A 25,328-nucleotide genomic window follows, 5' to 3' on the forward strand; every position below is an offset into this window, starting at 1 on the left:
ACCGGGCGAGAACGAGAACGGATCGACATTGACGACAGCCACCACCGTCGCCGGGCAGACCCTGTCGGGCTGGTCGCGCGACGCCCGCCACGGCACCTGGCACGCGCTGCTCCCGGCCGGGTCCGGTGGGCCGGTGCTCGGCGCGCTGCGCATCGACCGTGCCCTGCTCGCGCCGCAGGGCACGCGCGAGCGTCTCGCGGCGGCCGTACTCGCCGTGGGCAGGCTCCGGTTGCCCGGGGTGCTCGGCACGGTCGACCTCGTCGCGGAGGCCGGGGAGGTGTGGCTGATCGCCGCCCGGCCACCGGCTCCCACCCTCGCGGACCTGCTGGCCGGCGGGGATAAGGGCCCCGACGCGGGCAGCGCGGCCAGCGTCCTGAACGAGACCGCGCAGACCCTGCTCACCCTGCACGCGGCCGGTCTCGCCCACGGGACGCTGGACGCGGACACCGTCATCCTCGCCCCGGACGGCGTCGCCCTGCTCGCCGAAGCCGCGCTGGGCACCGTGCTGGGCGACACTCTGGGCGGCGTGGCGGATTCCGCGTGCCGAGCAGCGGACATCGCGGCCTGGGCCGGGCTGGCCCGCACCCTCGGCGAGGCGTGGGTGACTCCCGGCACCCCCGCGGCCGCTGTTTTCGCGCGCTGTTGCGCCGCCGCCGGTTCCGAGGGGCTCGCGGCGGCCCGGGCGGCACTGGTCGCCGGACGCGCGGCGCTGCCGGAGGGTTTTCTGCGGCGTACGGAGCTGCGTGCGGCGGTGGCCGCGGCGGCTTCGGGGGGCGCCGCGGCAGCGACGGCGGCGGATGGGACGGGGGCGGGCGTCCAGCGCGTGCGTCCCTGGGAGAGGGAAAGCGAAGTCCCCGGTTCCGACATCGCCGGTTTCCGAGCCGCCGGTTCCGACGTTGCCGGCCTTGAAGCCGCAGGGTCCGAGGGCACGGAGTCCAAAAGCGCAGAGTCCGGAGGTGCGGATGCCCGGGACGCAGGTGCCGGGAGCACGGGTGCCGAAGACATGGGCCCCGGGGCCGGGAGCGTGGTCCTGGAAAGGGGCAGATCCAGGCACACCGTGCCGGACGAGCAGCTCACCCTGCCCGGCCGCACCCGCTCGGCCCCGCATCGACCCCGCTCCACCGCCGCCTCGGACGACCAGGCCACCCTCCTCGGCAAACGCAACCGAACCCCCGCCGAGGCAACGACGCCACCCCCGACCGGCGAAGGCGAAGACGACGGCGAGATCCTCCTGCGCTTCGGCCCCGGCATTCCCCTGGAGGACCAGGACGTCCTGCGCGCCCAGTGGCGTACCGCGCCTGTACCGCCCGACCGTCGCCCCCGCCGCCGCAGACGGCGGGCCTGGATCGCCACGACGGCCTTCCTGACCGCCGCGGCCGTCCTCCTGTGGCTACTGCTGCGCCCCTCCCCCGTCCCGACGGTCACCGCCGTCGAAGTCCGGGCGCCCGTCGGGCGGCTGCACTGCGGACAGACCGCCGATCTGGTCGGCGTCGTGACCACCGACGGCCGCGGGGGCCCGGTGACGTACCACTGGCTGCGCAGCGACGGCCACGACTCCGGCGAACTGGTCAGCACGGCCCGCCGGGGCGAGCACAGGGTCACCGTGCACCTGCGCTGGACGGTCCGCGGCCCCGGTAGCTTCCGAGGAACGGCCCGCCTGCGGATCGTGCACCAGCCCGGGCCGACCGAGGCGGAGGCGACGTTCAGCTATGCCTGCTCCTGACGGGCCGGAGGCCTCTGCCCCGCCCGAGGCGCCCGTGGTCCGGCCGAGGTCAGGGCTCCTTCGGTTCCGGAGAAGGCGTTGTGCACGCCTAAGGGCTGTCCCGTAATCCCCGGCGGGCGCACGACGACAGCTACGGCACCTCGCCGCGTTGTCGGATCGCCCGAATACACCCAGTATGAGGACGACCCTCCGCCTTGCGATGTACCGCATCTGACGCCGCGCGCTGATCCACCGGGGTTTACGGGACAGCCCTTAGCGGGCCGAGAGGAAATGCTCCAGCTCTGTCGGCTCCGGGACGGGTCGGCCGACCTCTGACGACGATGCGGCTCCGCGGAACCAACCGGTACGGGAGCCGGAAGCCGAGGTGTCCCAGGAGCACCGGCACGAGCCGCGAGACGTCCATGAACCGGAAGACGACCCCGCGGCTGCGGGAAGCGACGACTCCGCGTCGCGCAGCTCGGCAAGAACCGGGGCGGTTTCCTGACGCAGTACCTCAACGCGCCTCCGGCGCCCCGCTCCCGCTCCTCCGGCAAACCGACCGTCCCCGTACCCAGGTGCGCGATGTCCGGTCGCAGGCGCACAATGCGAGTCCAGCCCCGGGGCGCGGTCCCACGGGTGAAAGCGACGTGCGGCGCTGACGACAGTCGCAGCGCGCCCAGAGGAGCTCCGACGCATGTCATGCAGCGAAGACGCCGGCCGTCAGAACAGTCCCGCCGGCCACGAAAACGGGGCGCGACCTGATACGAGCCCCGTGAAGCTCCGCTCCTTCGTCCTCTGCAAGTACGACGAGGCCAGACGCCGGGGTGACATCGACGACTGGACCGACCATTCCGACATCGGCGCGTCCTTCGACGGACGCGTCCTGACGGCTGAGGAGTATCAACGGACCGAGGACCGTTACATCGCGGCTGCCGACATCCTCGCGAGAGCGGCCGGCGCCTCGCACTTCACCCTGCGGAACGTCTTCCTGCACAGCCCTCCGCCGGCCTGGCTCGGAGAGGTGTACGAGGGCCGAATCGTCGACAAGGCCTCAGCCCTGCGGATGCTCAGAGGGCACATGTCCGGAGACACTCCCGCTGCCTGGTTCGAGAGCGAGAAGATGTGCATGATGATGGGCTTCGACTTCTACATGCACGTACAGATCCCTGAGCGAGCCCTCGCGTCTCTCGACGAGATCGAGGAGATGGGCCTTTTCGTCTTGGGAGGCCGGGAGCAGGACGAAGACGAAGACGAGGAAGTACACGTCTCGCGGCACGCCGATGACACCTTCTGGACTGAGGTGGCCGGGGGGCTGGCCGTCAGGTCGTCCGCACAGCAGCAGGAAGCCCGGACGCTTGTCGTGGAGCGCTGGGCCGGCGGAAGACTCGGTCGCCGGTTGTGGTTCGTGGCAGCCGACGACCTCTCTTCGGTGGCCGCATCGGTGAAACGTCAGGCGCTGATCTCCGCCTTCATCGATCTGGAGATCCACGCGACCTCTCGGGGCGAGGTCGCGCGTGCCGTGGAGGCCGCACGACGGGCCCGATCGGACGATGACGGCGCAGACGTGGTGATCTTCCCGCTGGCCGGCGACAGAGAACTCCGCACCGTCACCGTGGAATGGGATGACCCCTTGCCGGACGACGGTGACCTACCCCCAGGACAGGAGTTCGGGGTCTTCCCGTGGCCGGCAGAGGACGCGGTGCGCCTGGAGGCGGTCGTGCCGGGAGACGACGGTTGCGTCACCGCCCGTTGGGTGGCCTCTTCGACGTCGTGATGCCGCCCGCGGGACCTTCAGGGCTCATCGCGGCTCCGAACCGACTTCGCTTCAGGGGTAGTTGCCGTATCGATCGTGGCGGTTGCCGATCGAACGACAGTCCCGTTCGGGTGGTCGCGGTGCGATAGCCGCATAAAGGCAGGGCCTCCGGTGCAGTTCCTGGGTGTTGAAGCCGGAGAAGCACCGGTGAGGCCCTGTTGTCGCTGCGGTACGCCCTTTCACCAGATGGTTCCAACTCGGTTGCACCTGAGTGTGATTGTCTCGCGCACCGGTTCGAGAACGCCGCAGACCGTCCGCACAGGCGACCGAGGCTCGTCCCGACAGTGCCGAGGCGATGATCCGCTGGTCGATGAGCATGGTCATGAGCCGCCGCCTCGCCCAGCGATCAAGCTGAACATCCTGGGACGCTCCGGAGCAGCCGGCCAGTACTGCCTTGAGCTGAAGCCGGTCGCTCTCGGCCGGGGCGTCGGGGTGGGTGAGGATCCAGCGGCTGACCGCACGGGCGGATGGCGGCCGGGGCCCGACCGGCTGGGGCTTGCCGCGTAGGTTCCGGCTGACGTAGGCGCGAACGTTGCCGTAGCCGTCTGGGGAGCCCTGTGCCTTGATCTCCTCCCACGGTTTCCAGGCGTTGGTGCGGCCTTCCTGCCATCGCTGGTCGAGACAGGGCTTGTAGGCGTAGGGCTTGGTGGGGCGACATTGCCACTGGCCGGTGAACAGCCGCTCCGGCTCGGTGGCGCGGGAGAAGCAGAGAACGGTGTTGAGGCCCATGCCGAGCTGCCGGGCGATGGACCGCTTGCTGTGTCCGGCGGCCAGCAGGGCGTGGACGGTGGCGTGCTTGGCACTGGTGCGCTCGGCGAACCTGTGGCCGGTTGGCCACGGCGTGAGCCCGGGCACCTGCTCGGCAAACGTCTTGCGTGAGCAGGAGCCCTCCGTGCAGACGAACCGGCGCACGCGCAACGACACCACGACTAGTGCCCCGGCAGGCAACGTTTGCCCGTCAAGGAGCGGCGTCCGGTGCGTGCTCTCGGCGTGCCGGGTGCACGCCCTCGTACTGGACGTACTTGGGCTTGTGCCCGGTGCGGCGAGTGGGGGTCCCCCCTGCTCGAAGAGCTTGGGGGAGCGTGCCGGGAGTCGCGACGGGGCGAACGTTGCCTGCCGGGGCACTAGCTTGCCCGCTGTCGGCAGGTCACGGGGAAATCGCAGGTAGGAGCCATGCATTCGCCCAGACCAACACCCACGGCCCGGGCAGCCCGCCGTAGCGCCGGGGCCCTGCGTTGATAGCGCTCCGTCAGTTGGGATCGCCCAGGAGTTCGGGGTGCGAGTGCCCCGAGAAGACCGCCAGACACTGCGTCACGCGACGAAGCCGCTGCATCCGCTCAGTGTTCCCGTCGGGAAGAGAAGGCAGGTAGGCCCCCGCACTCCTGAAGTCAGCCGCTGCGGTCTCCGTGAAAGGGACGTTCCATGGTCGAAGTCGAACGCACGCTCACCCTGCACCACCCTCTGCCGGACGTGGTGGCCTACCTGGCCGACTTCTCGCACGCGCAGGAATGGGACCCGGGCACGGTGAGCTGCCGTCCGGCCAGATCCGGCGCTCCCGTCACCAAGGGTGCCGAATGGCTCAACGTCTCGATGTTCCGCGGACGACGCACCGAACTCCGCTACCGGCTGGTCCGGCTCGAGGACCTGCGTCTGACCTTCGTCGGACGCAACCGCACCGCCACCTCCACGGACGACCTGACCTTCCGCGAGGAGAACGGCGCCACCCTTCTCACCTACCGGGCCCGTATCGACTTCCACGGCCTGGCCCGGCTGGCCTCTCCGTTCCTGCGCGGAGAATTCGAACACCTGGGGGACGGGGTGGTCCAAAGGATGCCCCAAGCGGTGGACAGCCACTTCGGCGCCGGCAGGGGCTCGACCGGCTGATCCCGCCATCGCAGGAACGCGATGCAACCACTCGGCGACTTTCGACGGAATAAAGGTGCGAAATACAAGAAGAGGCGCCGCTTTCGCGGGCCTGACTCCCGGTAAGAGAAGGACCGAGCGATGAAGCTTCAGGATGAACTGCCCGTCGACCACCACCTGGCCGCCGTGTACCGCTGGGGGGCCGCTTTCTGCGGGGTGATCCTGCTCGTTTTCGGCATCCTCGGCTTCGCCGACGAGCTCAGTCCGTTCAACACCGAAGGGCAGAGCATCGCGGGCATGTCGACCAACGGCGCCCTCAGCCTGCTCTCCGTGCTGGTCGGCTTGACTCTGATCATCGGCGGCAGCATCGGCGGCAACGTCGCCTCCACGCTCAACATGGCGGTGGGAACCCTGTTCCTGCTCAGCGGATTCGTCCACATCTTCATCCTCGACCGGCCCGCCAACATCCTCGACTTCGGCATGACCAACGTCATCTTCAGCTTCGTCATGGGGCTGGTGATCCTGACATTCGGCATGTACGGCCGCGTGTCGAGCAAGCTTCCGCACGACAACCCGTACTGGCGGCGTCGTCACCCCCGGAAGGCCGCCGAGGAATCCCTCACCCGGCGCAGCCACCCGGTTCCCGCAAGGGCGCTGCCGACCGGCACGGACCGGACCGCCCTGCGTGGAGCGATCGGGTCTCCCGGCTCGCGACACGGCCACTGAGGGGTCCGGCCTGGCACCCACGACCCTACGAGCATTGGTCTCATCGATGGTCAGAACGACTACAGGCATGGCAGACACATCGTTTCGGCGAGGGTCTGCTGCAGTGCATCCCTCTCTCTCTCGAACTCTCGTCCTTCGGCGTGCGGGCCAAGACGGTCGAGCCGGGCGCCTGCCTGACGACCGCCTTCGCCGCCACGGCGACGCAGGGTGCCGCCCCGCTGGACGAACTGGTCCCGGCACCCTACGCAGCGTGGGCGAAGAAGGCTCGCACGTCCGGGCGCTGAAAGGGGGGCTCACACCGGACCTTCGCCGGTCGACCGGGCCCGGCCCGGCAGCAAGCACCACGTGATCGTCGACAGGTACGGCACTCCCTTGGCCGTCTCGCTGACCGGCGGAAGTCGTCACGACATCACGCAGCCGATGCCCTGCTGGACGCGATCCCCCGCATCCGCGGGGTGCGCGGGCGGCCACGTCACCGGCCGGGCCGGCTGTTCGCCGACCGCGGCTACGACTACGACAAGCACCGCCGTCTGTTCCGGGCCCGCGGCATCACACCGAAGTTCGCCCGGAAAGGCGCCGCCCACGGATCCACTGGGTAAGACCCGATGGCCGTCGAGCGAACCTTCGCCTGGCTCCACCAGTTCAAACGACTCCGGATCCGCTACGAGATACGTGCCGACCTCCACCTCGCACTGCTCCGACTCGCCTGCAGCATCATCTGCTTGAGACGACTCCGAACCTCATTCTGAAACCATCAGTCATGCGATCAAGGGAGTGGATCCCAGCATCGCCATCGCGTTGAAGGACTCGTCCGACAATGCCATCTTCGTCAACGTCGACTCCGACACCAAGCTGCCCGAGACCAAGAAGCTGATCCCAGGCTCTTGACGCCTGGCGTGGGGGCTTCGCGAGCGGGACTCCCCCACACCAGTCCTCGGGCGACCACACAAGTGACCCCCGACTGTGGGAGGGACCGACAGGGACGGGTGTCAGTGGCCCCGAGTACGGTCTGCGCATGGATGATCAACGGAACCCCACTCTCTCGATTCACGACTTCGTGACGTGGGAACCCCTCCTGCGGCTCCTGCGAGCGGAACATACGGAGCGCCTCGCCGACCCCGATGGTCGCGTGGTGGGTCGTATCGGCCAGGGTGGATGGAGCGTGCCCCTGGAGCGACGGCTGCCGCCGCTGGGCCGAGCCGCCCAACTGGACGACATGCGGGACGAGTACGACGCCGTGGAGCGGGTGCGCGGTGCTCTGGCGAAGGACGGCATCGAGGCCGTTTCGTTCGCGGTGGAGATCGAGCCGGCGGGGAGGACTCTGCTGCACCTGCTCAAGCCCAGCCCAGCCGTGGAGTCCGGCATCGGCCCGCATCCGGGGGCGCTTGTCCTGGTCGAGGACTCGCTTCCCGAGCCCTGGCATCGCCTTCCCGATCCGGTGCCCGAGGCGGTGCCGGCGCCGTCGGCGGACCCGGCCGTGCTGGAGCGGACGCTCCGCGAACGGTTGCCCGACGCCGTCGGGGCCACGGAGGCCGAGATCGTCGCGGCGGAGTCGCGCCTTGGCATAGTCCTGCCCGACGAGCTCAAGGCGCTCTACCGGGTGACACGGGCGGACTGGGAGGACTGGCACGGCGACTACGAGGCGGCGCACCGCCATTCCGAGGTGGTCCGCTGCGAACTCCTCAGCTTGAAGGACCTGTATGTCGCCAAGGCCGAGACGCGCTACTGCCCCTGGCAGTTCGCGGCGATGGATACGGTCGACATGCGGCCCGACGCCGTCGTGCAGGGGCTGGTCGGCTCACCGGGCTGGATCGTCTTCGGCGACAACGGAGGCGGCGACCGGCTGGCCGTCGATCTGACGCCGGGCCCCCGTGGACACACCGGACAGGTGATCATCCTCTCCCACGAGGAGAACGTCGGCGCCGCGCTCGTCGCCGACTCCCTCACCGACATGGTGCTGGACCGGCCCGGCGCGGAACCCGGCAGCCGGCCGGTTCAGCAGCCACCAGCCGTGGCCCGGGTCAACACATCGAGCCTGCGGAGCATCGAGGAGGCCGTCCACCCCGGTCTGGAAGTCTTGTCCATCGGCGTGTGGGACGGTCCGCCGTTCAGCCTCGCGCCGCTGATGGGGCTGCCGCGGCTGCGGACCCTCACCGCCTACGCCGGCACGCTCGCCGACGTACTGCAGATCGCCGAGCTGTCCGGACTGGAGTACCTGGAAGTCGGACCGCAGGAATGGCGCGTCCTCCTCGATGCCAAAGCCGTTCCGCGCAGTCTGTCGGCGGCCGCGATCAAGGTACGGCACGACGAGGACCCCCTGGCCGTCGCGGACCTCGCCAACGAACTCCTCGCCCTCTGGGACCGGCCCCCGATCATCCGGACCGTCGTCGAAGGCGACCTCGGTCCCGTGGCATAGGGCTGCGAGGTCGCACGGGACCACGCCGTCCAGGTCGACTACGGCCTTCGGTCACAACGAGTTGGGCGCCCGGTCGTGTCCTGTGTCATCGAACTTTGAGCGTGTGCCATCGAAGTCTGAGTGGAGTGGATCACTGAGGATCAGGGTCGTCGGGCGAGGAAGACGAACTCTCTGCCCGGCCGGTCAGGCGCATCGCGCACGTCTTGGACCACGTAGCCGTGTGCGACCAGGTCTGACTCGACCTCTTCGCGCTCTCGGAAGCACAGCGTCGAATCCGAGGTCAGCACCTGTCCGTCCGCTGCGAAGACGTAGGTCCAGCGGAAGGTCACCAGAGGTTGGCTCACCTCGATCAGGTCGACCCAGCTCTCGACGGAGCCGACGCCCGGGATCTCCAGGTCATCTTCACCCGCTGACCCGCCACTCCTCCCGGCCACCACGCTCCAGCGCCGCCCTCTCCCCTGCCCCGGGTACGGAGGGCCGACGGTGATCGGGCCCGCGCCCCACAGCCCGATCACCGCGCGGGAACGCACTTGGCCCGACTCGCTCCGGCAGACTCACCGAGTTCTGCCGGGGCGAGCACGTGTCCCAGCCCGTGCCGCAGGACCCAGGTTCCGTCGCCGACCGGGACTGTCCGATCAACGACGGCCTCATCTGCCTGGGCGCCACCGCAATCAGCAGTCGAACCCCACAATCAGGCCGAGAGCGAGCGCTCCGACGCCTGGTCAGGCGGAGGCGAAAGCCTCCTCGGGGACGTCGTCGAGGACGAATCCGTTGTCGAGCCGGACGCGGACCGTGACGCGGAGCATCCGTCGCTGGTGGGCGACCCACTGCTCTTCCAAGGACCCCACCTGCTCCTCCAGCTGCTTTCTGCTCACCGGCGGCATCTGGTGGCCGAAGTCGTCGAGGAGCGACTTGAGACGCAGGTACTCACGGACCTCGTGACTCTGCTGCCGGTGGTGCTCGTCCACACGCTCGACAGTGCCCTCGATACCTGCCGCCAGGGCCAGCGAGGCGGCGAAGGCACCCGTCTCCTCCGGGGGCTCCCCGGCCGGGGTCACCGACCCGGCCAACCGGAGATCCGCAGCCAGCCGCACCCGTTGGCCCACATTCAGCGTCATCGGTCCTTCGTCTTCCTCGTCGGTCACCGGCGATCCGGCGGACGTCGCGTCGCCAGGCGTACCGGAGAGGACAGGATCATCCCACCCCCGCCTCCGGTCCCGGCGCGATCGAAGGTGAAGTGGAGCGGGTGTCGGCGCGGGCGGCGGGGTGCTGCGGTTCGTGAGCCGCGGGTGCCGTTCACGTACGTCACGCCGGAGGTCCGGCCGTCCTCGCCGGGTCGCATCCGCTGGGGTGTGGGGAGCGGATCAGCGCCGCTGCCGCCCCGCTCAGCTCGTTAAGGTGAAGGTGAAGTACTTCCACGTGCCGTGCGTCGTCGGGTTCACGGTGGCGCCCGACGAGGAGTTGGCGTACGAGGAGCGGACGCGCGGGCCCGGGCGGTTTCAGCAGACGGGTTCAGGGCGCGTCGGAGATGTCGAGCCTGTTCATCTTGATGCGGGTGGTGTCGAACTCCCAGACGCCCCAGAACTTCCCCGGGGCGTACTCGTCGGCCATGGGGTAGTTGTCCCACCCATACCGTCGTCCTGCTTCGTGTTGTCGCTCGCCGGGCCGTTGGCGAAGAGCTTGGCGGCGCTCCAGGCCGCGCCGGGACGCTTGGTCTTGTAGTTGAGGATGTCACGGTTGTCCGAGTCCGTACCGGCGTTGTAGATGTACAGGTACCGGCCGTTGTCGTCCGTGGTGAAGTAGCTCCGGGCGATGTTGGAGCTCGGCAGGTCGGTGTCCGTTTCGAAGGGGCTCCAGGTCGCTCCGCCGTCGGTCGTGTACGAGTACCGCATGTAGCCCATGTCCACGTTGCCGGGTCTGAGCCCTTCACGCCACACCACGACCGCGTTGTTCGCGCTGGTGCTGATGATGTCGGGGGTGCGCGTGCCGTCGCCCTTGCTCGCGAGGTTCGTGTAGACGGTCGACTCGCCCGAGATGCCCTCGACGGAAGCGGAACGGGGCATGAGCAGGCCGGTCAGTACGGCCACCACCACGGTCAGGAGAACGGGCCATGCCCGTCGGCGCGTCACCACAGCCACTGCTCGTTCGTGTTGTCCGTGCAGGTCCACTGGATGGCCTCCGTACCGGTGTCCGGGCTGCTCCTGGGGATGGCGAGGCAGTAGTCGCTCTGCACGTTCCGAAGCCGGTCCCAGCTGTCGTGGATCCAGACCTGGTCGCTGCCGTCGCCGCAGGGCTGCTGGACGGCCTGCGCGCCGAGGGGCGTGCCGCCGACCGATGGGGCGAGGCACTTGCCGCTCGCCTTGTTGATCACCCGATAGCCGCCGGTCACGGCCTGGAGTGTCCAGTAGCTGCTGTCGCTGTTGCCGCACACCCACTGGATCATCGCGGCACCGTTGGCCGTGTCGGAATTGGCGTCGGCCAGACAGAAACCGGTGGCCATGTTGTAGAGGCGCGCCGAGACGGCCTCGTGGTCGTACCAGTTCCAGCGCTGGTCGAAGGTGTCCGAGCAGGTCCGCTGGACCAGGCCCGTGCCGTTGGCCGTGCTGGAGTTGGGCACGGCCAGGCATCCGCCCGAGTTGCGGTCGTTGAGGTTTCTCCAGTCGTCCTCCGCGCTCGCCGGCGTGAAGAACACCAGCGTCCACACCACCGTGGCGGCAAGCACGCACAGCGCCATGGCGGCGGCTGTGAAGAGGCTCTTCGGTTTCTTCAGGGGCATGACATCAACCACTCTCTCTGTATCCGTCGGCCGGCCGCCCTGCGCCCGCTCACCCGGGAGCCGGCCCGAAGGCTCCGCGGCTGCCGCCCGAAGTGCCCCGTGGAAGGCGTGCCGTCGCGCACCGCCGATGTCCCCGTTCATCGGACTCCTCCGGATGTGAGCCCCCGGCAGAAGTAGCGCCGACAGTGCTTCTGCCGGGAGAACCGCCTGGGCATGGAGCACCTCGGATGATCGACTGAAGACAGACGCGGGACGCCCTCCACGTAAACGCGCTCCGGTCGACGCCCCCTCGGCGGACGGCCGCCGGGACGGAGCGGCACCGACCACCCGCCGCTCGACAGACCGTCGCACGCATGCAGCAGACCGAACGGGGACCTCTCACATGAACAGCAGCAACGAGCGCACCGCAGGGTTGTCCAGACGGAGCGTTCTGGCCGCCGGTGCGCTGACCGCGGCCGCTGTGGCGTACCAGGCTGGCCGTGCCCCAACGGCGTCGGCCGCCGCCAAGCCCGCCATCTTCTACGCCCCGCACCAGGACGACGACGCGATCGGCCTGGCCGGGTCGATCCTGGAGCACAAGGCGGCGGGCCGGCCCGTCCACCTCGTCCTGGTGAGCAACGGCCGCAATCCCGATCTGGCCGTGCGCATGAACACCGACCCGTGCCCCCTGACCCAGTGGTCCAGCCCGCATCCGTGCGCCGCGGGCGGCCGGCACAACCTGTCCTGGCCGACCGACGGGACCACCAAGGTCGTCGCCGCCCGGACCGCCGAGTTCATGGCCTCCGCGAAGGCGCTGGGCGTGGACAAGGTCATCAACTTCAAGGTGGTGGACGACGGGTTCTCCAGCACCGCAGCCTACAACCGGCTTGTCGACCGGATCGAAGCGAAGGTCAGGGCGCTCGCCGCTCAGTACCCCGGAGCCTCGCACAAGTTCACCGCCGGCTGGCTCGAGCACACAGAAACGCACAAGGCGTGCAGCGACGTGGCCTACCGCCTGATGAACGACGGCACGATCTCCGACGTGCGCTTCAACCACGTCTACGCCTATGAACGTCCCCAGCAGGACCGTGCGGACGGCGCGGCCTACGTGCTGACCATCCCCGGCTCCCACATGACGATCAAGCGCAACGCGATGTACGCCTACAACACCTGGGACCCGAGCCGGAACCTGTACGCGCTGGGCTATCACAGCGTCCCGGAACTGCTGGAGGCCGCGCACGCCGATCCGCGCGAGTTCGTCCACACCCTGCCCTCCGACTACCGGCCGGGCAAGGGCAACTGACCATCGAGAAGAACCGGCAGACCGACCGACACCGGCCGACGGCACCAAGCCGCGGCCCCGCACCACTCACGGGGGAACCCTTCATGAACGCCTCGCGTCACCGCTCCATGCTGCTCGCCGTCACGGGCACGGCTCTGGCCCTGTCCCTCGCCGCCTGCCAGGATGGGTCGGGCACCAAGTCGTCATCCGCGGCGGCCCCTTCGGCCCCGGCGGCGTCGTCCCCTGCGGCCACCGGCACGTCCGACGCGACGGATGCGACCGGCTCGGCGGGATCTGCGGGATCGAAGGCATCGGCGGGCTCCACCGACACCTCCGCGGGTTCTGCCGGCGCGACCGGCAAGCAGGCGGCCGCCTCCACGCCGGTGTGCAGGGCAGCAGATGTACGCGTCACCGCCGCCAGGCAGGACGGTCCGCCCTACACCCATATCGTCCTGACCGCGAAGAACACCACCCGGCACTCCTGCCGCCTGACAGGCTTCCCGCACATCCAGTTCGTGGAGAGCCACAAGCAGGACGTTGCGGCCGTCGCCAAGAGCAAGCCGGCCGCACCGGTCGTGCTGACGGCCGGTGCCCCGGCCTACGCCCTGGTGAAGCTGTCGGATGGCGGGGTCGACGAGAACAACGAACCCGTGTCGGCGTTCTCCGTCATGCTGGAGGGCGACTCCACCGTCATCACCGTCTCCGCGCCCGGCAGCGAGGGCATCGCCGTCGACCCGGCGAAGGCCCTCACCGGCTACTGGACTCCCGAACTTCGCAACGGCGCGGACGACTTCTGAGCGGGTGTCACTGATCTCGGCACCCAGGATGATTTTGGCTGAGCATCCTTGCGGTTGGGCTGCGCGCCCCGTGCCGGGTTCCTGACCCGTGAGGGGACGTCCTGCGGACGAAATGAAATGTGCGTACGTCGTGCAGATGATCTAAGGTCGCGCTGTTCTTCGGGAGGGGATGGCGCATGGTGCGTGGGGGGCGGTGGGCTGTGCTGTGCGTGGCCACAGTGCTGATGCTGACGGGGTGCGGGCACGGATGGGCCGCGGACAAACCTGCGTTCGAGAGCGCGGAGAAGCTGCCGGAGAAGCTCGCGAAGGACGGCACCACCATCCTGGTGGGTGACCCGGACGCGAAGGTGACCGTGCACCTGTACGAGGATCCGCGCTGTCCGGTCTGTGAGGAGTTCGAAACCACCGGCGGTTCCCCGCGGCTGCGGGAAGCGACGCTCGACCGCCGGACAGTCACCGAATACACCCTGGCCTCCTTCCTGGACGACAGGCTCGGCGGCAGCGGCTCGAAGAAGGCGGTCAACGCACTGCGGGCAGCACTGGAGGAGGGCAAATTCGTGGAGTACCACGAAGTGCTCTACGCCAACCAGCCCGAGGAGAGCGTCGACGGGTACACCGATGCCCGTCTGCTGGAACTGGCCGGCCAGGTAGAGGGGCTGCGCGGTCCAAAGTTCAACGCGGCCGTCAAGAGCATGAAATACCGCTCCTTCGTCACCGCCTCCGAGAAGGCGTACGAGCGGGCCGGGGGTGCGAAGGATCCCCAAGGACCGGGGACGCCCACCGCAGTGATCAACGACAGGCAGATCCCGGACGAGTCCAACGGCGTGCTCTTCGACGGTGACGTCTTCGCCGAACTGCTGCAGGAGATCCACGCCAGGCCCTGGGAGTGGGAACAGACCGCCCTGTGAACGACGACCAGATCACGCAGGTCGAGTGCCACTTCGGAGTCCGGGAGCGTCGTCATCGGCGGGGACGGAAGCCGCGAAATGCTCGCCTACGACTACCGGCAGGAAAACCCGCCTCTGGTCCTGCTCGACGTCTCCGCTCAGGACTGGTCGTCTGCCATCCACCAGGCAACTTCGTTGCCTGCCCTGCTTGAGCAGTTCCCCGGAACGGGATGGAAATGGGACGACTCCGATCCCTCGCCTTCCTGACAGGCGTCCTCACGGAATGGTGCCTGATCCCCGTTTTCATGAGCGGAGCCAGGCGAGGCCGCGCGAGCATGCCCGGCAAACCGGCCGGCAGCCTGCTCGCCCCCGCGTGAGCCCCGGCAAGCAGGGGGCGAACTCGGGTGGGCTCGAAGGGCCCCGCAGTTCGCCCCCTGCTGCTCAGCTATCGGCCCCTGCGGCCTTCTCGCCGTGCCGGTCGACGACGGCGCGCTGCAGCACGGCTGTGCTGCCCATCAGCGTGTCGGACGTGATGCCCTTCTGCTTGTCGTGGGTGATGAAGCCGCGCGCGCCGAGGAACGCGAGACTGTGCTTGTCGAAGATCCATTCGTCCCGCGTGGCGGAGGAGGCGTCCTCGCGTGTGATGGCGATCCCGTGCCGGCCGGCCACGTCGACGGCGTCCGGGATCTCCTTGACGCCCGGTATCCTCGCGGCCGCCTTGTACAGCGCGGCGGTGTTCCGCGGCGGCATGAGCGTCTGGCTCAGCAGGTCGCCGATCAGGGAGAAGACGGCCTGCTCCCTGGACTCGCCGTCGGACACGCGGACGTCGCGGCGCAGCAGGGCGAGCAGGGCGTCGGGGTTCGTCGGCAGCGAGGACAGCCACGTGTAAGTGGGATGGTCGATCCCCGCCGGGACCGCGTCGGTGGACTCGATGGGGATCGTCTCCCCGGGCATCACGGCGTCCTTGCCGGACTCGCGGATCCAGCCGAGGGTCTTGAGGGGCCTGGGGTCCTGCGAGGTCCATGTCTCCACCGTGTGCGGGGCGCCGAGTTTCACGGGCCCTTCGAACGTTCCCTTGTTCGACACGGTCAGGCTCCTGACGTACACGAACTGGTCGTCCCTGACCGGCGTGACGTCACTGGCCATGGCGGCGACGGCGATCCGGTGGAGAGTCAGCGAGGCGCTCTGGGCGTGTGCGCTGCCGGTGGCGGCCCGGTCCGCCGGCACGGGGCCGTGGTCGCCGCCGGTGCCGGTGAGGGTGAGGGCCAGCGCTCCGGCCAGCACCGTCGAGGCGAGGGGCACCAGGATGGCCGGACGCGTCAGGCGGCGGCGCGGTGCCGGGGCCGGCGCCGGGACGGGAGCGTGGCCGAGGTCTTGGTCGATCTGCTGCATCAGAACGTCCTTGTAGTGGAGGTGTCGTCCCGGCGGGAGGTCCCATTCGGCCGGTGCGGACAGCAACTCCAGCGCGTCCTCGGTCCGTCGACCGTCGGCGTTCATCGGGTCTCCTCCTTCAGGAACAGGGCCGCGAACGCGGCCTCACTCTCCATCTCTCCACGGGGGACGGGGAGTTCCGTCCCCGCGCTGTCCTGCCCGGAGCTGAGCCGGGCGAGCCGCGCCCGGGCACGCGAGAGCCGCGACCGTACGGTGCCGACGGGGACCCCGAGCATCTGCGCGGCCTGCCGGTAGTCGAGCCCGGCCGACACACACAGCGCGAACACCTCACGCTCCTGGCGGCGCAACCGGCCCAGCGCCTGGTGGACCAGCGCGAGCCGGCGGGCGTCGTCGATCCGCCCTGCCGCCTCCTCCGCGAAGTCCTCCACGGGACGCGGCTGCGGGCTGCGCGCGAGGAAGGCGAGCCGCCGGCGCAGACTCCGGTTGGCGTTGCGCGCCTTGTGCGTGGCGATACCGAGCAGCCAGGGCCCCAGCGATCCGCCCTCCGGCTCGACCCGCTCCCGGCCGCGCCAGGCGGCGAGGAACGTCTCGGACATGACCTCCTCGGCCTGGGACCAGTTACCGGTCAGCCGCAGGGCATGGTTGTAGACCGCCCGCGCATACTGGTCGTAGAGCTCGGCGAACGCCGCCCGGTCCCCCGCCCGTATGCGCGCGCGCATGGATTCCGCTGGTTCTTTATCACTCACACTCGGTACTCTCCGCGCCCCGCCCGAAGTTCCTGTGGCGCGCGTCACGCCCCATGTGCGATGGACGCCCGCAACGACTGCGATGCTGCCGCCCGCCAACGATCTGGTCGTCCACGACGGCCGCACTGTGGGCGCCCCCCACGAAACGGCTCGGTGGCCCGGGCGCGTCCCGCCTGGTCCTGAACCACTGCCCCGGAGCAACAGGCTCTCATTTCCCTGGCCTTGATACGCCGGCCAGGGCCCGCCGGACCGCTGCCGCGGGGAAGGCAGTGCGCTTGCTCTGCGTGAGCAGTCGATGATGAAAGTCGTCCAGGACGATCGCGTGCGAGGCGTGACGGTCGATGATCGCGCCGATGTCGGCCGGGACGCCATCGGGCCGATGGCCATCAACCCATTCGCGCAGGAACGCCCCGTGTTCGGTGTCACCACGCACATCGTCCGGCAGGTGGTGGCGCAGCAGGTGGTTGGGTGCGCAGGAGCGGTCGTACACGAGGTGATCGGTGAGGAAGGCACGCTCCTCGGCCGAGAGTTCGAAGTCGCGGCTCAACGCGAGCCCGAAGTCCACCTACCGCCGATTCCGGAGCCGAGACTTCGCGCGGCGGCCACCGCGTCCTCGAGCCGACGGTCGCCGCACAGGGACAGCCGTCCTGCCACGGCCGCGTAAGCGGAAACTCGCGCGGCCTGCGTTGCATCGGTCACGTCCATCCGCGACTCCTGCCTGACATCAGAACTGGCTTCTGTTGATCATGCCTGCGGCAGAGTGCCGTCGGGCCGGCTGGCGCGGTGGTGCGGGTCTCGGTCGCAACGGGCGCGCTCAGTGCTGTATCGCGAGTCCGGGCCGGTGACGCCGCATCGCGTCCAAGACCGCCTCAGGCGGCACCGGCAAGGTGTTGGTGGCCATGTTGGCGGGGCCGAAGCCGAGTCGTGCGTTCATGGACGCGGTGCTGCGGACGAGCTTGGGTGCTCGAGCCAGATAGGCCTCCGGATCGTGCAGCACCAACTCGATGAACCGCTGCGAGGTGTTACGTACCCGCTGCTCGCGTATCCGCACGGCTGCTATCTCGTCCCAGCCGAACCGGCCCAGCCTCACATGGTCCACTCCCGCGTCGTCCAGCACCAACTCCGGTCGGCCGCGGAGCAGGCGCTGGATGATGACCACCGAGCAGAACCCGAAGAAGGGCACGGCCAGCGCCCCCGCCACCGTCATCTTCATGGTGCTGTGGGCGACCAGGAAACCCATGCCCAGAGCGACGAAGACCAGAGAGCCGACGAGCATGGCCCACACGCGTCTCTTGGCGAGCGGGTAGACCGTCGGGGGCAGCGGAACGCCGTTTCTGATCACAGGCTCAGACGATAGGACCAGAGCCCTCGTCAGCGGAAGTCTCGCCGGCCTGAAGGAGCAGCGTGCGCGCAGCGTCCCTGGGCCCGGCCGGCCGCTCAGACCGCGTCGAGGCCGGCTGTGTCCCGGACGGTTCCCTTGCTCTGGGTCAGAGCGGACAGGGACAGGGCTCCGGGTCCGAAGAAGACCAGGAGCAGGAACGCCCAGCAGAACAACGCGGGCGACAGGCCGCCGTTCTGCAGGGGGAAGAGGCCGTTCTTCTGGTGCTCGGTGAAGTAGGCGAAGGCCATGGCCCCCGAGCTGAGGAACGCGGCGCTACGCGTCGCGGCTCCCAGGAGTACGAGAACACCGCAGAGCAGTTCGATGACCCCGGCGTACCAGAACGGCCAGTCGCCCACTGGGCTGCTCTGCCGCCCCAGTATCCCGAAGAGCGTGGCAGCACCCTCGCTGGCGAAGAGCAGGCCGAGGACGATACGGAACAGACCGAGGACGAGAGGCTGGTGGCTCGACAGCCGGTCGCTCAGGCGTGGGGCGCTCATGGGTGCGTACTCCTTGGATCGGTCGGGTGCGTACCCGGGTGGTATGAGGGGCCGGGCTTGTGAAGAGCCCGTCCCCTTTTCCTCTACGTGCTTTCCTCTTGCGTGCTTTCCTCTACGTGCGCGCGGGATCGTCGGTTCAGTGCGACGTCCTGCCGTTTTCCGCCCCGTGTCACTTCGAGCGGATCAGCTGTGCCTGCACGCCGTAGTGGTCGGACAGGTAGGCCTGGCGGCCGTCGGCCAGTGTCACCTTGTCCTGGAACACGAGGTCGGCGCCGCCGGTCAGTGTCTCCCCGGCCGCGGGCCGGACCAGTACGTGGTCCAGGGCCGGCGGCGACGGCCATCGAGGTGTGGGCCGGTAGGTCGGACGCCGGTCGCCGGCGAGGATGTCGCGCAGTCCCGCTGTGGCGATGAAATCGGCGAGTACCGCCGAGTCGCGCGGGATGTTCAGGTCACCGACCACGGCGACCGGCAGGGACGGGCCGACGTCCGCGATCAGCTCGGTGAGCCGGGCCAGTTCGGCAGCTGCGATCCGCGTGTACCGGTTCGTGGGGGACCAGTCGTCGTCGCGGTTGGCCGACAGGTGGGTGTTCACGACCACCAGTTCACCGTCCGGGGTGATGACGGATGCCAGCAGGGCGCCCTTGCGCATGAAGAATTCGCCGCGCACCGGGCCCGTCATCGGGTACGGCACGAACCGCCATCGGCTGATCGGCCACCGGGACAGCAATACCAGGCCGCCCTTGAGCAGGATGGTGCCCGAACAGGCGACGTGCCGGTACGCGGGAGCGGCACGGCGGATCAGCCCGGCGTTGCGGCGGAACATGACCTCCTGCAGGCAGACGATGTCGTAGTCGGAACGGTCGAGTGCCGCGCCGAGGGCGCGCAGCCGGGCCGGGACATCGCCGGTGAAGAGGGTGTTCATGGTCAGCAGTCGCAGGGCCTTCACGAACTTGTCACCTTCCGTCCGGTGGCCTGTCGGGCCGTGCGGGGAGCCACTCACGGCCGTGCGGGAGCCGCGGCGTTGATCGTACTGTCACCCGTGCCCGCCGAAGCCCGGGGTCGTGGCTGGGCACTGCCACGAGAGTCGGCAGAGCGCGGGCGGGGGCCGTCGGCCCCTGCCCGCGCTCGTGGAACAACGCTCGTGGAACAACGTGCGGGGGCCGACAGCCCGCCGCACGGATGACCTGAGGACGGGTGACCCGAGGTCGGATGACCTGAGGACGGGTGACCTGAGGTCGGAGCGGGTCTAGGCCGACAGCCCCCACACCGCGTACGCCAGCGCGTCCGCGTTCCGGTCCAGCGCCGTGTCGTTGATGTTCGTCGACTTGTCGCACGAGGAGTGGTAGCAGGCGTCGAAGGCCTTGCCCGCGGTGCCGCCCCACTTGGCGGCCTGGGCGGACGTCTTGATGTAGTCAGCCCCGCTGAACAGGCCGCCGACGGGGATGCCCACGTTCTTGAAGGGCGCGTGGTCCGAGCGTCCGTCGCCCTCGGTCTCGATCTCCGTGGAGATGCCGATCCCGGTGAAGTACGTCTTGAAGGTCTTCTCGATGGTCGGGTCGTCGTCGTAGACGAAGTACCCCGGGTTCGGCGAGCCGATCATGTCGAAGTTCAGGTAGCCGCTGATCTTCGAACGGTTCGCGGTGGTGAGGCTGTTGACGTAGTAGCGCGAGCCGACCATGCCCAGCTCCTCCGCGCCCCACCAGGCGAACCGGAGGTGCTTGGTGGGCTGGTAGCCGGTCCGGGCCACGGCGAGTGCCGTCTCCAGCACGGCCGCCGAACCGGAGCCGTTGTCGTTGATGCCGGGGCCCGCGGTCACGCTGTCCAGGTGGGAGCCGGCCATGACGACCTTGCTGGTGTCGCCGCCGGGCCAGTCGGCGATCAGGTTGTAGCCGGTGCTGCCGCTGGAGGTGAACTGCTGGATGGTCGTGGTGAAGCCGGCCGCGTCCAGCTTGGCCTTGACGTAGTCGAGGGAGGCCTTGTAGCCGGTGCGGCCGTGCGCGCGGTTGCCGCCGTTGGCGGTGGCGATGGACTGGAGCTGGGTGAGGTGGGCCTTGACGTTGGCCACGGGGATGTCGGGCGCGGCGGCCGCTGCCACGGGGGCGGGGGCCGCCCCGGCTATGGAACCGCCGGTGAGCAGCACGGCGGCCGAGACGACAGCGGTCGCCGAGGCACGCCCAGGAATGGAGAGCTTCATGTGGGGGGCTCCGAATTCCAGGGAATCCCGGCGGAGTTCTCACGAGGGGTGCGCGAGGTGTCCGGGGATTCCACGGTGAGTGGGGTGCCTGGATGGTGAAGGTGGGACTGACTTGCCGTCAAGAGTGGTATTCGGTCACGCGCGTTCGCATACCGGAGACTCCCCTGGGTGTCGGTTCTGTCCGCCGCGAGTACGGGGGCAGCCGCCCGGCACCGGCAGCCGGCGGACCGGCCCCGAACCCTTTGCCCGGACCCGCCGCGCCCTCTCGTGTCCGCGCGGCGATGGCATCCGGCCACGGAGCCTCGACGAAATCCCGTTGGCAAACCACGGCGACCGTTGCTACCCTCCGGGAGGCCGTGCGAGAGAACGAGGAGGTGGTACCCGTGAACGCAGTATCGACATGGGTGCTCCCCTCTGGGGCCACGGTCGGGCGATAGGTCGTCCGGGAGCGCCGCTCTGAGCCCTCCCGAAAGGCACGACCGTGCACTTCATTTCCGAACAGCGTCTCGACGACGGCGTCCTCGAGCGCGAATTCATCCTCGGCGACATCCCCGGCACCCTGTGGACGCCTGAGTCCGCCGCACAGGCCCCGCTGGTCCTGATGGCCCACAACAACGGCCTGCCCAAGGCGGAGCCCCGGCTGGTGGCCCGGGCCCGGTACACCGCGGCGCGCGGCTACGCGGTGGCCACCATCGACGCCGCCGGGTGCGGTGACCGTCCCCGTTCCGCCGCCGACGAGCAGGCCCGTGCCGACCTCCGGCGGGCGATGCAGGCCGGCGAGCCGGTCGACGAGATCTTCGAGTCCTTCATCGGCCCGCTGGTCGAAAACGCGGTCCCGGAATGGCGGACCACTCTGGACGCCCTTCTTGAGCTGCCCGAGATCGGCGGCCCGGTCGGCTATTCCGGGGGGTGGACCGCCCTCGGCATCCGCCTCGCGGTGGCCGAGCCGCGCATCGCGGCCGCGGGCTTCTTCGCCGGTGGGTACGTGCCGCGCGCCCTGCGCGAGGAGGCCCGGCAGGTCACCATTCCGCTGCTGTTCCTGCTGCAGTGGGACGACCAGGGCAATCCCCGGCAGCGGGCCCTGGATCTGTTCGACGCCTTCGGCAGCAAGGAGAAGACGCTGCACGCCAATCCGGGAGGGCACACCGGCACCCCGTGGTTCGAGCTGGAGGACGGGTGCCGGTTCCTGGACCGGCACCTGAAGTAGGGCCGGGCCGCCCGGCGGGCAGCAGACGCTAGGCGGAATCGGCCAGGACGCCGTCGTCGAGGACAGGGCCCGGCCCTCCTCGACGGCGGTGACCGGCAGACGCACGACCGCCCCGACGCGTTCCCGTGTGGATACGTCGCCGCCGGCTCGGAGCGCACGGCCCAGGTAGTCCTGGAGGTTGTCGGCGACCCACCGGCGGCTGTCGCTTTCGTGCTCCCCGACGAAGATGTCGGGACGCTCGGGCTTCTGCACGAAGGCGAACCGATCGCCGCCTCCGTCGTCTCCGGCGCCGGTGGTGCCCGGCCGCAAGAGGCTCGGCCGGGAGATCCGGCCGAGCCTCTTGTATGAACCGCCGCCCACGCCACGAACGCGTCCCGTGGTGCGGCCCCGGGAATCCGCCTCGTCGGAACGGCTTCCGTCGTCCGGCTCCGGCGGCTGTGTCCGCGGCGCCGGCGGCATGGCCTACGGAACGAGCTTCAGCAGCTTGTTCGGTGAGCCCGACCCGATTCCGCTGAGGACTCCGCTGGTCGCGCCGTTGACCAGCGCGCTGCCCACGCTTGCCGGGGAGGCACCCGGGTGGGCCGTCAGGTAGAGGGCGGCGGCCCCGGAGACGTGCGGGGCGGCGAACGATGTGCCGTTGCCCGTGTACGTGGCCGAGTCGGAGGTGTTCCAGGCCGCCGTGATGCCGGAACCCGGGGCGAAGAGGTCCACCCGGGAGCCGTAGTTGGAGTAGCTCGCCCGTGCGTCGCTGCTCGTCGTCGCGCCGACCGTCAGCGCCTCTGCGACCCGGGCCGGGGAGTAGTTCGACGCCAGGGCGCCGGAGTTGCCCGCCGCGATGGAGTACGTCACCCCGGAGGCGATCGAGTTCTTCACCGCGGTGTCCAGCGAGGTGCTGGCCCCGCCGCCGAGGGAGACATTGGCGACGGAGTCGGCCACGTGATGGGCGGTGATCCAGTCAACGCCCGCGATGACCCCGGCGGTCGTGCCGGAGCCGTCGTTGCCGAGAACCCGGACGGCGACGATCTTCGCCGCCTTGGCCACGCCGTAGGTGGTGCCGGCGGCGGCGGTCGCGACGAAGGTCCCGTGGCCGTAGCCGTCCTGCGCGGTGGCGTCGTTGTCGACGAAGTCCCACCCGTAGGAGGCGCGGCCCGCGATGTCCTGGTGGGTGATGCGCACACCGGTGTCCAGGACGTACACGGTCGACCCGCTGCCCCCGGCGTCGGGGTAGGTGTAGGTGCCGCTCAGCGGAAGGTTCGTCTGGTCGATCCGGTCCAGGCCCCAGGGAGCGCTGGTCTGCGTACCGAGCGCGTGGACGACCTGGTCCTGCTCGACCGATGCGACCTCGGGGTCGGCCGCCAGCCTTCTGGCCTGGGCGCCGGTGAGTTGGACGGCGTAGCCGTTGAGCGCGGAGGTGAACGTCCGCCTGACGGTGCCTCCGTACTGGGACACCAGACCCTTGCCTCGTGCGGCGGTGGCCTTGAAGCCGACGTTCTTCTTGAGCGTGACGATGTAGCTGCCGGGAACGGCACCGGAGGAATTCGCCCCTAAGACGGTTCCCTCGGCCGGTGCGGCCTGGGCGGGGAGGGCGGAAAGGGTGCCGACTGCGGCCGCCGCGGCGGCTGTTGTGGCGATCGCCGCGGCGATGCGCCGCTTCATGGTGCGTCGTGCTGCCATGTGGGGAGGTCCTTTGCGATCGGGCACGGGAATCCTGGTGCGGATCCCGGCCGAACCATGTGAGGCACTCGGGTCGGTGCCACAGAGCGACCATGGGTTCCGCGCCCGGCGGTCGAAAAGGGATTACATGCACACGTCATGAATCCGTCATGTGCGGCCATCGTGCGCAGCACTGCGGCCACAAGGGGTCACGTCTGCTTACGAGTTGATGCGCGACAGGGGGCGGGCGCATTCGCGGGAAGGGCATCGTCCGAGGAGGCCCGCCCGGGCGTGCCCGGCGGGCAGCGGCCGGGGCAATGGCGCCACCGCACCCTGGTGCGGGGCAGGAGGTCGTCGGCGGGTTGACCTTCGCATCGGTGTGATGGTTGTGCAATCGAGTCATGGACATGGACAGGAACTCGGACAGGGACTCGATGGACCCCGGATCGTTTCGGCTCGGCCTGGCCCTGGAAGGCGCTGGCTGGCACCCCGCCTCGTGGCTGTCGTCGTCGCTGACGGAGGCCGCAGAGGTCTTCAGCGGCGGCTACTGGACGAACTGGGGGCGCGCGGCCGCGTCGGGCGGCATCGACTTCGTCACGCTCGAGGACGGCCTGAGCCTGCAGACCAACCGGTTCGGCACCTCCGACCAGGCCCGCGACCGGGTACGCGGCAGACTCGATCCCGTCGTCACCGCGGCGCTCCTGCTGGCGACGACGGACATCGGCGAGGTGGTGGTCTCGCGCAATGTGACGCACACCAATCCGTTCCACGTCGCCGCCCAGATGGCGTCCTTGGCGGCCATCGGGCCGGGCCGGGTGACGTGGCGGCCTCAGGTCTCCGCCGACGCGCGCGATGCCGCGGCGGTCGGCGGCCCGGCGACGCCCCGGCTGCGGCCCGAGGACGTGTACGTCCCGACCCGCATCGCACGCCGCCTGCGGGATCTGTTTCGTGATGCCGAGGACTACGTGCGAACGGTGCGCGAGCTGTGGCGGACGTTTCCCGCCGAGAGCCTGGGCTCCGGGGACACGTTCCTGCACCGGGACATGGTCGCCCCGCTGAGGCTCACCGGGACGGAAAGGTACCTGGCGGCCGGCCCGCTGACCGTCCCGGCACTGAGCACCCCGAGGGTCGCGGTGCTCGCCCACCATGCACTGGAGCCGTACCGGCTCGCCGCCGCCGTCGCGGACCGGGTCTTCGTGACTCCCTCTCAGGAACACCCGGTCTCCTCGCTCCTGACGGCGTTTCGGGAAATCGAGCGGCTGACGCCGGACGCCGGCGAAACCGAGGTGTACGCGGACGTGGCGGTGGTCCTGGGCGACACCGACGAGCACGCGAAGGCCAGGCTGGCCCGGCTGGACGAAGCCGCCGGTCTCGCCTGGGCACCGGACACGCACGTGTTCGTCGGAACCGCGGACCACCTCGGCCAGGAACTCGCCCGCTGGCGCGAACAGTTCGGCCTGCGCGGGGTCCGGCTGCGCCCCGCGGTGCTCTCGGACGACGGCGACAGGATCGTCCGGGAGCTTGTCCGGTGAGGAACTTGCCTCAGGCGCCGCGCAGTTGATCAGGCGCTGCCCGACTGACCGGGTGCGGCGAGGGCCTGACCGGGTACGTCGGGGGCGCGGTGGCGCTCCACCTCGGTCAGGTACTCGGTCATCGCGTTCCGGTTGCGGGTGAGCACCTCGATCCGGTCGGTGAGCTTGTCCCGCTCCGAGGTCAGCAGCGCCAGCATCTCCGGGGTCGCGTCCGGGAAGTGGATGGACCTGGGCTTGTCCAGGCAGGGCAGGATCTGCTTGATGAGCCGGGTCGACAACCCCGCGGCCAGCAGACCGCGTATCTGCTTCACCCGGTCCGCGTACCGCTCGTCGTAGTCACGGTATCCGTTGGTCGACCGGTCCGGCACGATCAGGCCCTGCTGCTCGTAGTACCGCAGCAGGCGCCGGGACACCCCCGTCACACGGGACAGTTCACCGATCCGCACACACTGGAGACTAGCCGCCCGGTCCGGGCTTGACCATCA

Annotated in this window: 26 protein-coding genes and 2 pseudogenes; 14 read left to right on the forward strand and 14 right to left on the reverse strand. The window is 69.6% G+C overall.

What is annotated here, in order from left to right:
* Positions 1–28 precede the first annotated feature (28 nt).
* Both OG485_RS01700 and OG485_RS01710 read left to right on the forward strand, forming a co-directional pair.
* On the forward strand, positions 29–1,723 hold the full coding sequence (locus OG485_RS01700) for a hypothetical protein (RefSeq protein WP_328663706.1): 1,695 nt from the start codon (positions 29–31) through the stop codon (positions 1,721–1,723).
* Between the two features lie 751 nt (positions 1,724–2,474).
* Positions 2,475–3,476 (forward strand): hypothetical protein, encoded by a 1,002-nt coding sequence (locus tag OG485_RS01710; protein ID WP_328663708.1) that lies wholly within the window; start codon positions 2,475–2,477, stop codon positions 3,474–3,476.
* A 51-nt stretch (positions 3,477–3,527) separates the two neighbouring features.
* On the opposite strand, the gene OG485_RS01715 is transcribed toward OG485_RS01710, so the two are convergent.
* Positions 3,528–4,427 (reverse strand): hypothetical protein, encoded by a 900-nt coding sequence (locus OG485_RS01715; protein ID WP_328663710.1) that lies wholly within the window; start codon positions 4,425–4,427, stop codon positions 3,528–3,530.
* Between the two features lie 510 nt (positions 4,428–4,937).
* Here OG485_RS01715 and OG485_RS01720 point away from each other — a divergent pair.
* From OG485_RS01720 to OG485_RS01740, 6 genes and pseudogenes are all read left to right on the forward strand, one after another.
* The gene (locus OG485_RS01720) at positions 4,938–5,399 is read left to right on the forward strand and encodes an SRPBCC family protein (protein ID WP_328663712.1); all 462 of its coding nucleotides are present in this window, start codon (positions 4,938–4,940) and stop codon (positions 5,397–5,399) included.
* A 120-nt stretch (positions 5,400–5,519) separates the two neighbouring features.
* Complete coding sequence (locus OG485_RS01725; protein WP_328663714.1) at positions 5,520–6,104, forward strand: DUF4383 domain-containing protein; 585 nt, start codon at positions 5,520–5,522, stop codon at positions 6,102–6,104.
* Positions 6,105–6,244: 140 nt separating this feature from the next.
* Entirely contained in the window at positions 6,245–6,388 is a 144-nt protein-coding gene (locus tag OG485_RS43885) for a hypothetical protein (RefSeq protein WP_443048980.1), read from the forward strand.
* A 4-nt stretch (positions 6,389–6,392) separates the two neighbouring features.
* Positions 6,393–6,853: pseudogene (locus tag OG485_RS01730) on the forward strand (IS5 family transposase); the annotation flags it as partial.
* 25 nt (positions 6,854–6,878) lie between these two features.
* Complete coding sequence (locus OG485_RS01735) at positions 6,879–6,992, forward strand: DUF6281 family protein (RefSeq protein WP_328663715.1); 114 nt, start codon at positions 6,879–6,881, stop codon at positions 6,990–6,992.
* Positions 6,993–7,119: 127 nt separating this feature from the next.
* Positions 7,120–8,520, forward strand: a complete 1,401-nt coding sequence (locus OG485_RS01740; RefSeq protein WP_328663717.1) for an SMI1/KNR4 family protein — start codon at positions 7,120–7,122, stop codon at positions 8,518–8,520.
* A gap of 140 nt (positions 8,521–8,660) precedes the next feature.
* Here OG485_RS01740 and OG485_RS01745 read toward each other — a convergent pair.
* The 4 genes and pseudogenes from OG485_RS01745 to OG485_RS01760 all read right to left on the reverse strand — a co-directional run.
* A pseudogene (locus OG485_RS01745) lies at positions 8,661–8,912 on the reverse strand (SAM-dependent methyltransferase); the annotation flags it as partial.
* A 330-nt stretch (positions 8,913–9,242) separates the two neighbouring features.
* Positions 9,243–9,638 (reverse strand): hypothetical protein, encoded by a 396-nt coding sequence (locus tag OG485_RS01750; RefSeq protein WP_328663718.1) that lies wholly within the window; start codon positions 9,636–9,638, stop codon positions 9,243–9,245.
* A 423-nt stretch (positions 9,639–10,061) separates the two neighbouring features.
* The gene (locus tag OG485_RS01755; protein ID WP_328663720.1) at positions 10,062–10,658 is read right to left on the reverse strand and encodes an exo-alpha-sialidase; all 597 of its coding nucleotides are present in this window, start codon (positions 10,656–10,658) and stop codon (positions 10,062–10,064) included.
* The gene (locus OG485_RS01760) at positions 10,646–11,296 is read right to left on the reverse strand and encodes an RICIN domain-containing protein (protein WP_328663722.1); all 651 of its coding nucleotides are present in this window, start codon (positions 11,294–11,296) and stop codon (positions 10,646–10,648) included. Before OG485_RS01760 ends, OG485_RS01755 begins: the two co-directional genes overlap by 13 nt.
* A gap of 382 nt (positions 11,297–11,678) precedes the next feature.
* Here OG485_RS01760 and OG485_RS01765 point away from each other — a divergent pair, with 382 nt between their 5' ends.
* From OG485_RS01765 to OG485_RS01780, 4 genes are all read left to right on the forward strand, one after another.
* A complete protein-coding gene (locus OG485_RS01765) occupies positions 11,679–12,578 on the forward strand; it encodes a PIG-L deacetylase family protein (protein WP_328663724.1) in 900 nt (299 codons plus the stop codon).
* An 83-nt stretch (positions 12,579–12,661) separates the two neighbouring features.
* Complete coding sequence (locus OG485_RS01770; protein WP_328663725.1) at positions 12,662–13,354, forward strand: DUF4232 domain-containing protein; 693 nt, start codon at positions 12,662–12,664, stop codon at positions 13,352–13,354.
* 176 nt (positions 13,355–13,530) lie between these two features.
* Positions 13,531–14,262, forward strand: coding sequence for a DsbA family protein (locus tag OG485_RS01775; protein WP_328663727.1), 732 nt, complete (start codon positions 13,531–13,533; stop codon positions 14,260–14,262).
* Between the two features lie 78 nt (positions 14,263–14,340).
* Entirely contained in the window at positions 14,341–14,508 is a 168-nt protein-coding gene (locus tag OG485_RS01780) for a hypothetical protein (protein ID WP_328663729.1), read from the forward strand.
* 174 nt (positions 14,509–14,682) lie between these two features.
* Here OG485_RS01780 and OG485_RS01785 read toward each other — a convergent pair whose 3' ends face one another.
* The 7 genes from OG485_RS01785 to OG485_RS01815 form a co-directional block, all read right to left on the reverse strand.
* Complete coding sequence (locus OG485_RS01785; RefSeq protein WP_328663732.1) at positions 14,683–15,738, reverse strand: CU044_5270 family protein; 1,056 nt, start codon at positions 15,736–15,738, stop codon at positions 14,683–14,685.
* Complete coding sequence (locus tag OG485_RS01790) at positions 15,735–16,352, reverse strand: RNA polymerase sigma factor (RefSeq protein ID WP_328663733.1); 618 nt, start codon at positions 16,350–16,352, stop codon at positions 15,735–15,737. The genes OG485_RS01785 and OG485_RS01790 overlap by 4 nt, the downstream gene beginning before the upstream one ends.
* 235 nt (positions 16,353–16,587) lie before the next feature.
* Positions 16,588–16,944, reverse strand: coding sequence for a hypothetical protein (locus tag OG485_RS01795; protein WP_328663735.1), 357 nt, complete (start codon positions 16,942–16,944; stop codon positions 16,588–16,590).
* Positions 16,945–17,193: 249 nt separating this feature from the next.
* Entirely contained in the window at positions 17,194–17,721 is a 528-nt protein-coding gene (locus OG485_RS01800) for an STM3941 family protein (protein ID WP_328663738.1), read from the reverse strand.
* A gap of 95 nt (positions 17,722–17,816) precedes the next feature.
* A complete protein-coding gene (locus OG485_RS01805) occupies positions 17,817–18,257 on the reverse strand; it encodes a DoxX family protein (protein ID WP_328663740.1) in 441 nt (146 codons plus the stop codon).
* 169 nt (positions 18,258–18,426) lie between these two features.
* Positions 18,427–19,203 (reverse strand): endonuclease/exonuclease/phosphatase family protein, encoded by a 777-nt coding sequence (locus OG485_RS01810; protein ID WP_328663742.1) that lies wholly within the window; start codon positions 19,201–19,203, stop codon positions 18,427–18,429.
* 300 nt (positions 19,204–19,503) lie between these two features.
* The gene (locus tag OG485_RS01815; RefSeq protein ID WP_328663744.1) at positions 19,504–20,451 is read right to left on the reverse strand and encodes a M28 family metallopeptidase; all 948 of its coding nucleotides are present in this window, start codon (positions 20,449–20,451) and stop codon (positions 19,504–19,506) included.
* A gap of 481 nt (positions 20,452–20,932) precedes the next feature.
* On the opposite strand from OG485_RS01815, the gene OG485_RS01820 reads away from it, so the two are divergent.
* Complete coding sequence (locus OG485_RS01820) at positions 20,933–21,658, forward strand: dienelactone hydrolase family protein (protein WP_328663745.1); 726 nt, start codon at positions 20,933–20,935, stop codon at positions 21,656–21,658.
* A 462-nt stretch (positions 21,659–22,120) separates the two neighbouring features.
* Here OG485_RS01820 and OG485_RS01825 read toward each other — a convergent pair whose 3' ends face one another.
* Positions 22,121–23,332, reverse strand: coding sequence for a S8 family peptidase (locus OG485_RS01825; RefSeq protein WP_328663748.1), 1,212 nt, complete (start codon positions 23,330–23,332; stop codon positions 22,121–22,123).
* A gap of 380 nt (positions 23,333–23,712) precedes the next feature.
* Here OG485_RS01825 and OG485_RS01830 point away from each other — a divergent pair, with 380 nt between their 5' ends.
* Positions 23,713–24,843, forward strand: coding sequence for an LLM class flavin-dependent oxidoreductase (locus OG485_RS01830; RefSeq protein ID WP_328663750.1), 1,131 nt, complete (start codon positions 23,713–23,715; stop codon positions 24,841–24,843).
* Between the two features lie 29 nt (positions 24,844–24,872).
* On the opposite strand, the gene OG485_RS01835 is transcribed toward OG485_RS01830, so the two are convergent.
* Complete coding sequence (locus OG485_RS01835; protein ID WP_328663752.1) at positions 24,873–25,289, reverse strand: MerR family transcriptional regulator; 417 nt, start codon at positions 25,287–25,289, stop codon at positions 24,873–24,875.
* Positions 25,290–25,328: the final 39 nt, after the last annotated feature.

It is taken from the genome of Streptomyces sp. NBC_00328, assembly GCF_036139655.1.
Classification (GTDB): domain Bacteria; phylum Actinomycetota; class Actinomycetes; order Streptomycetales; family Streptomycetaceae; genus Streptomyces.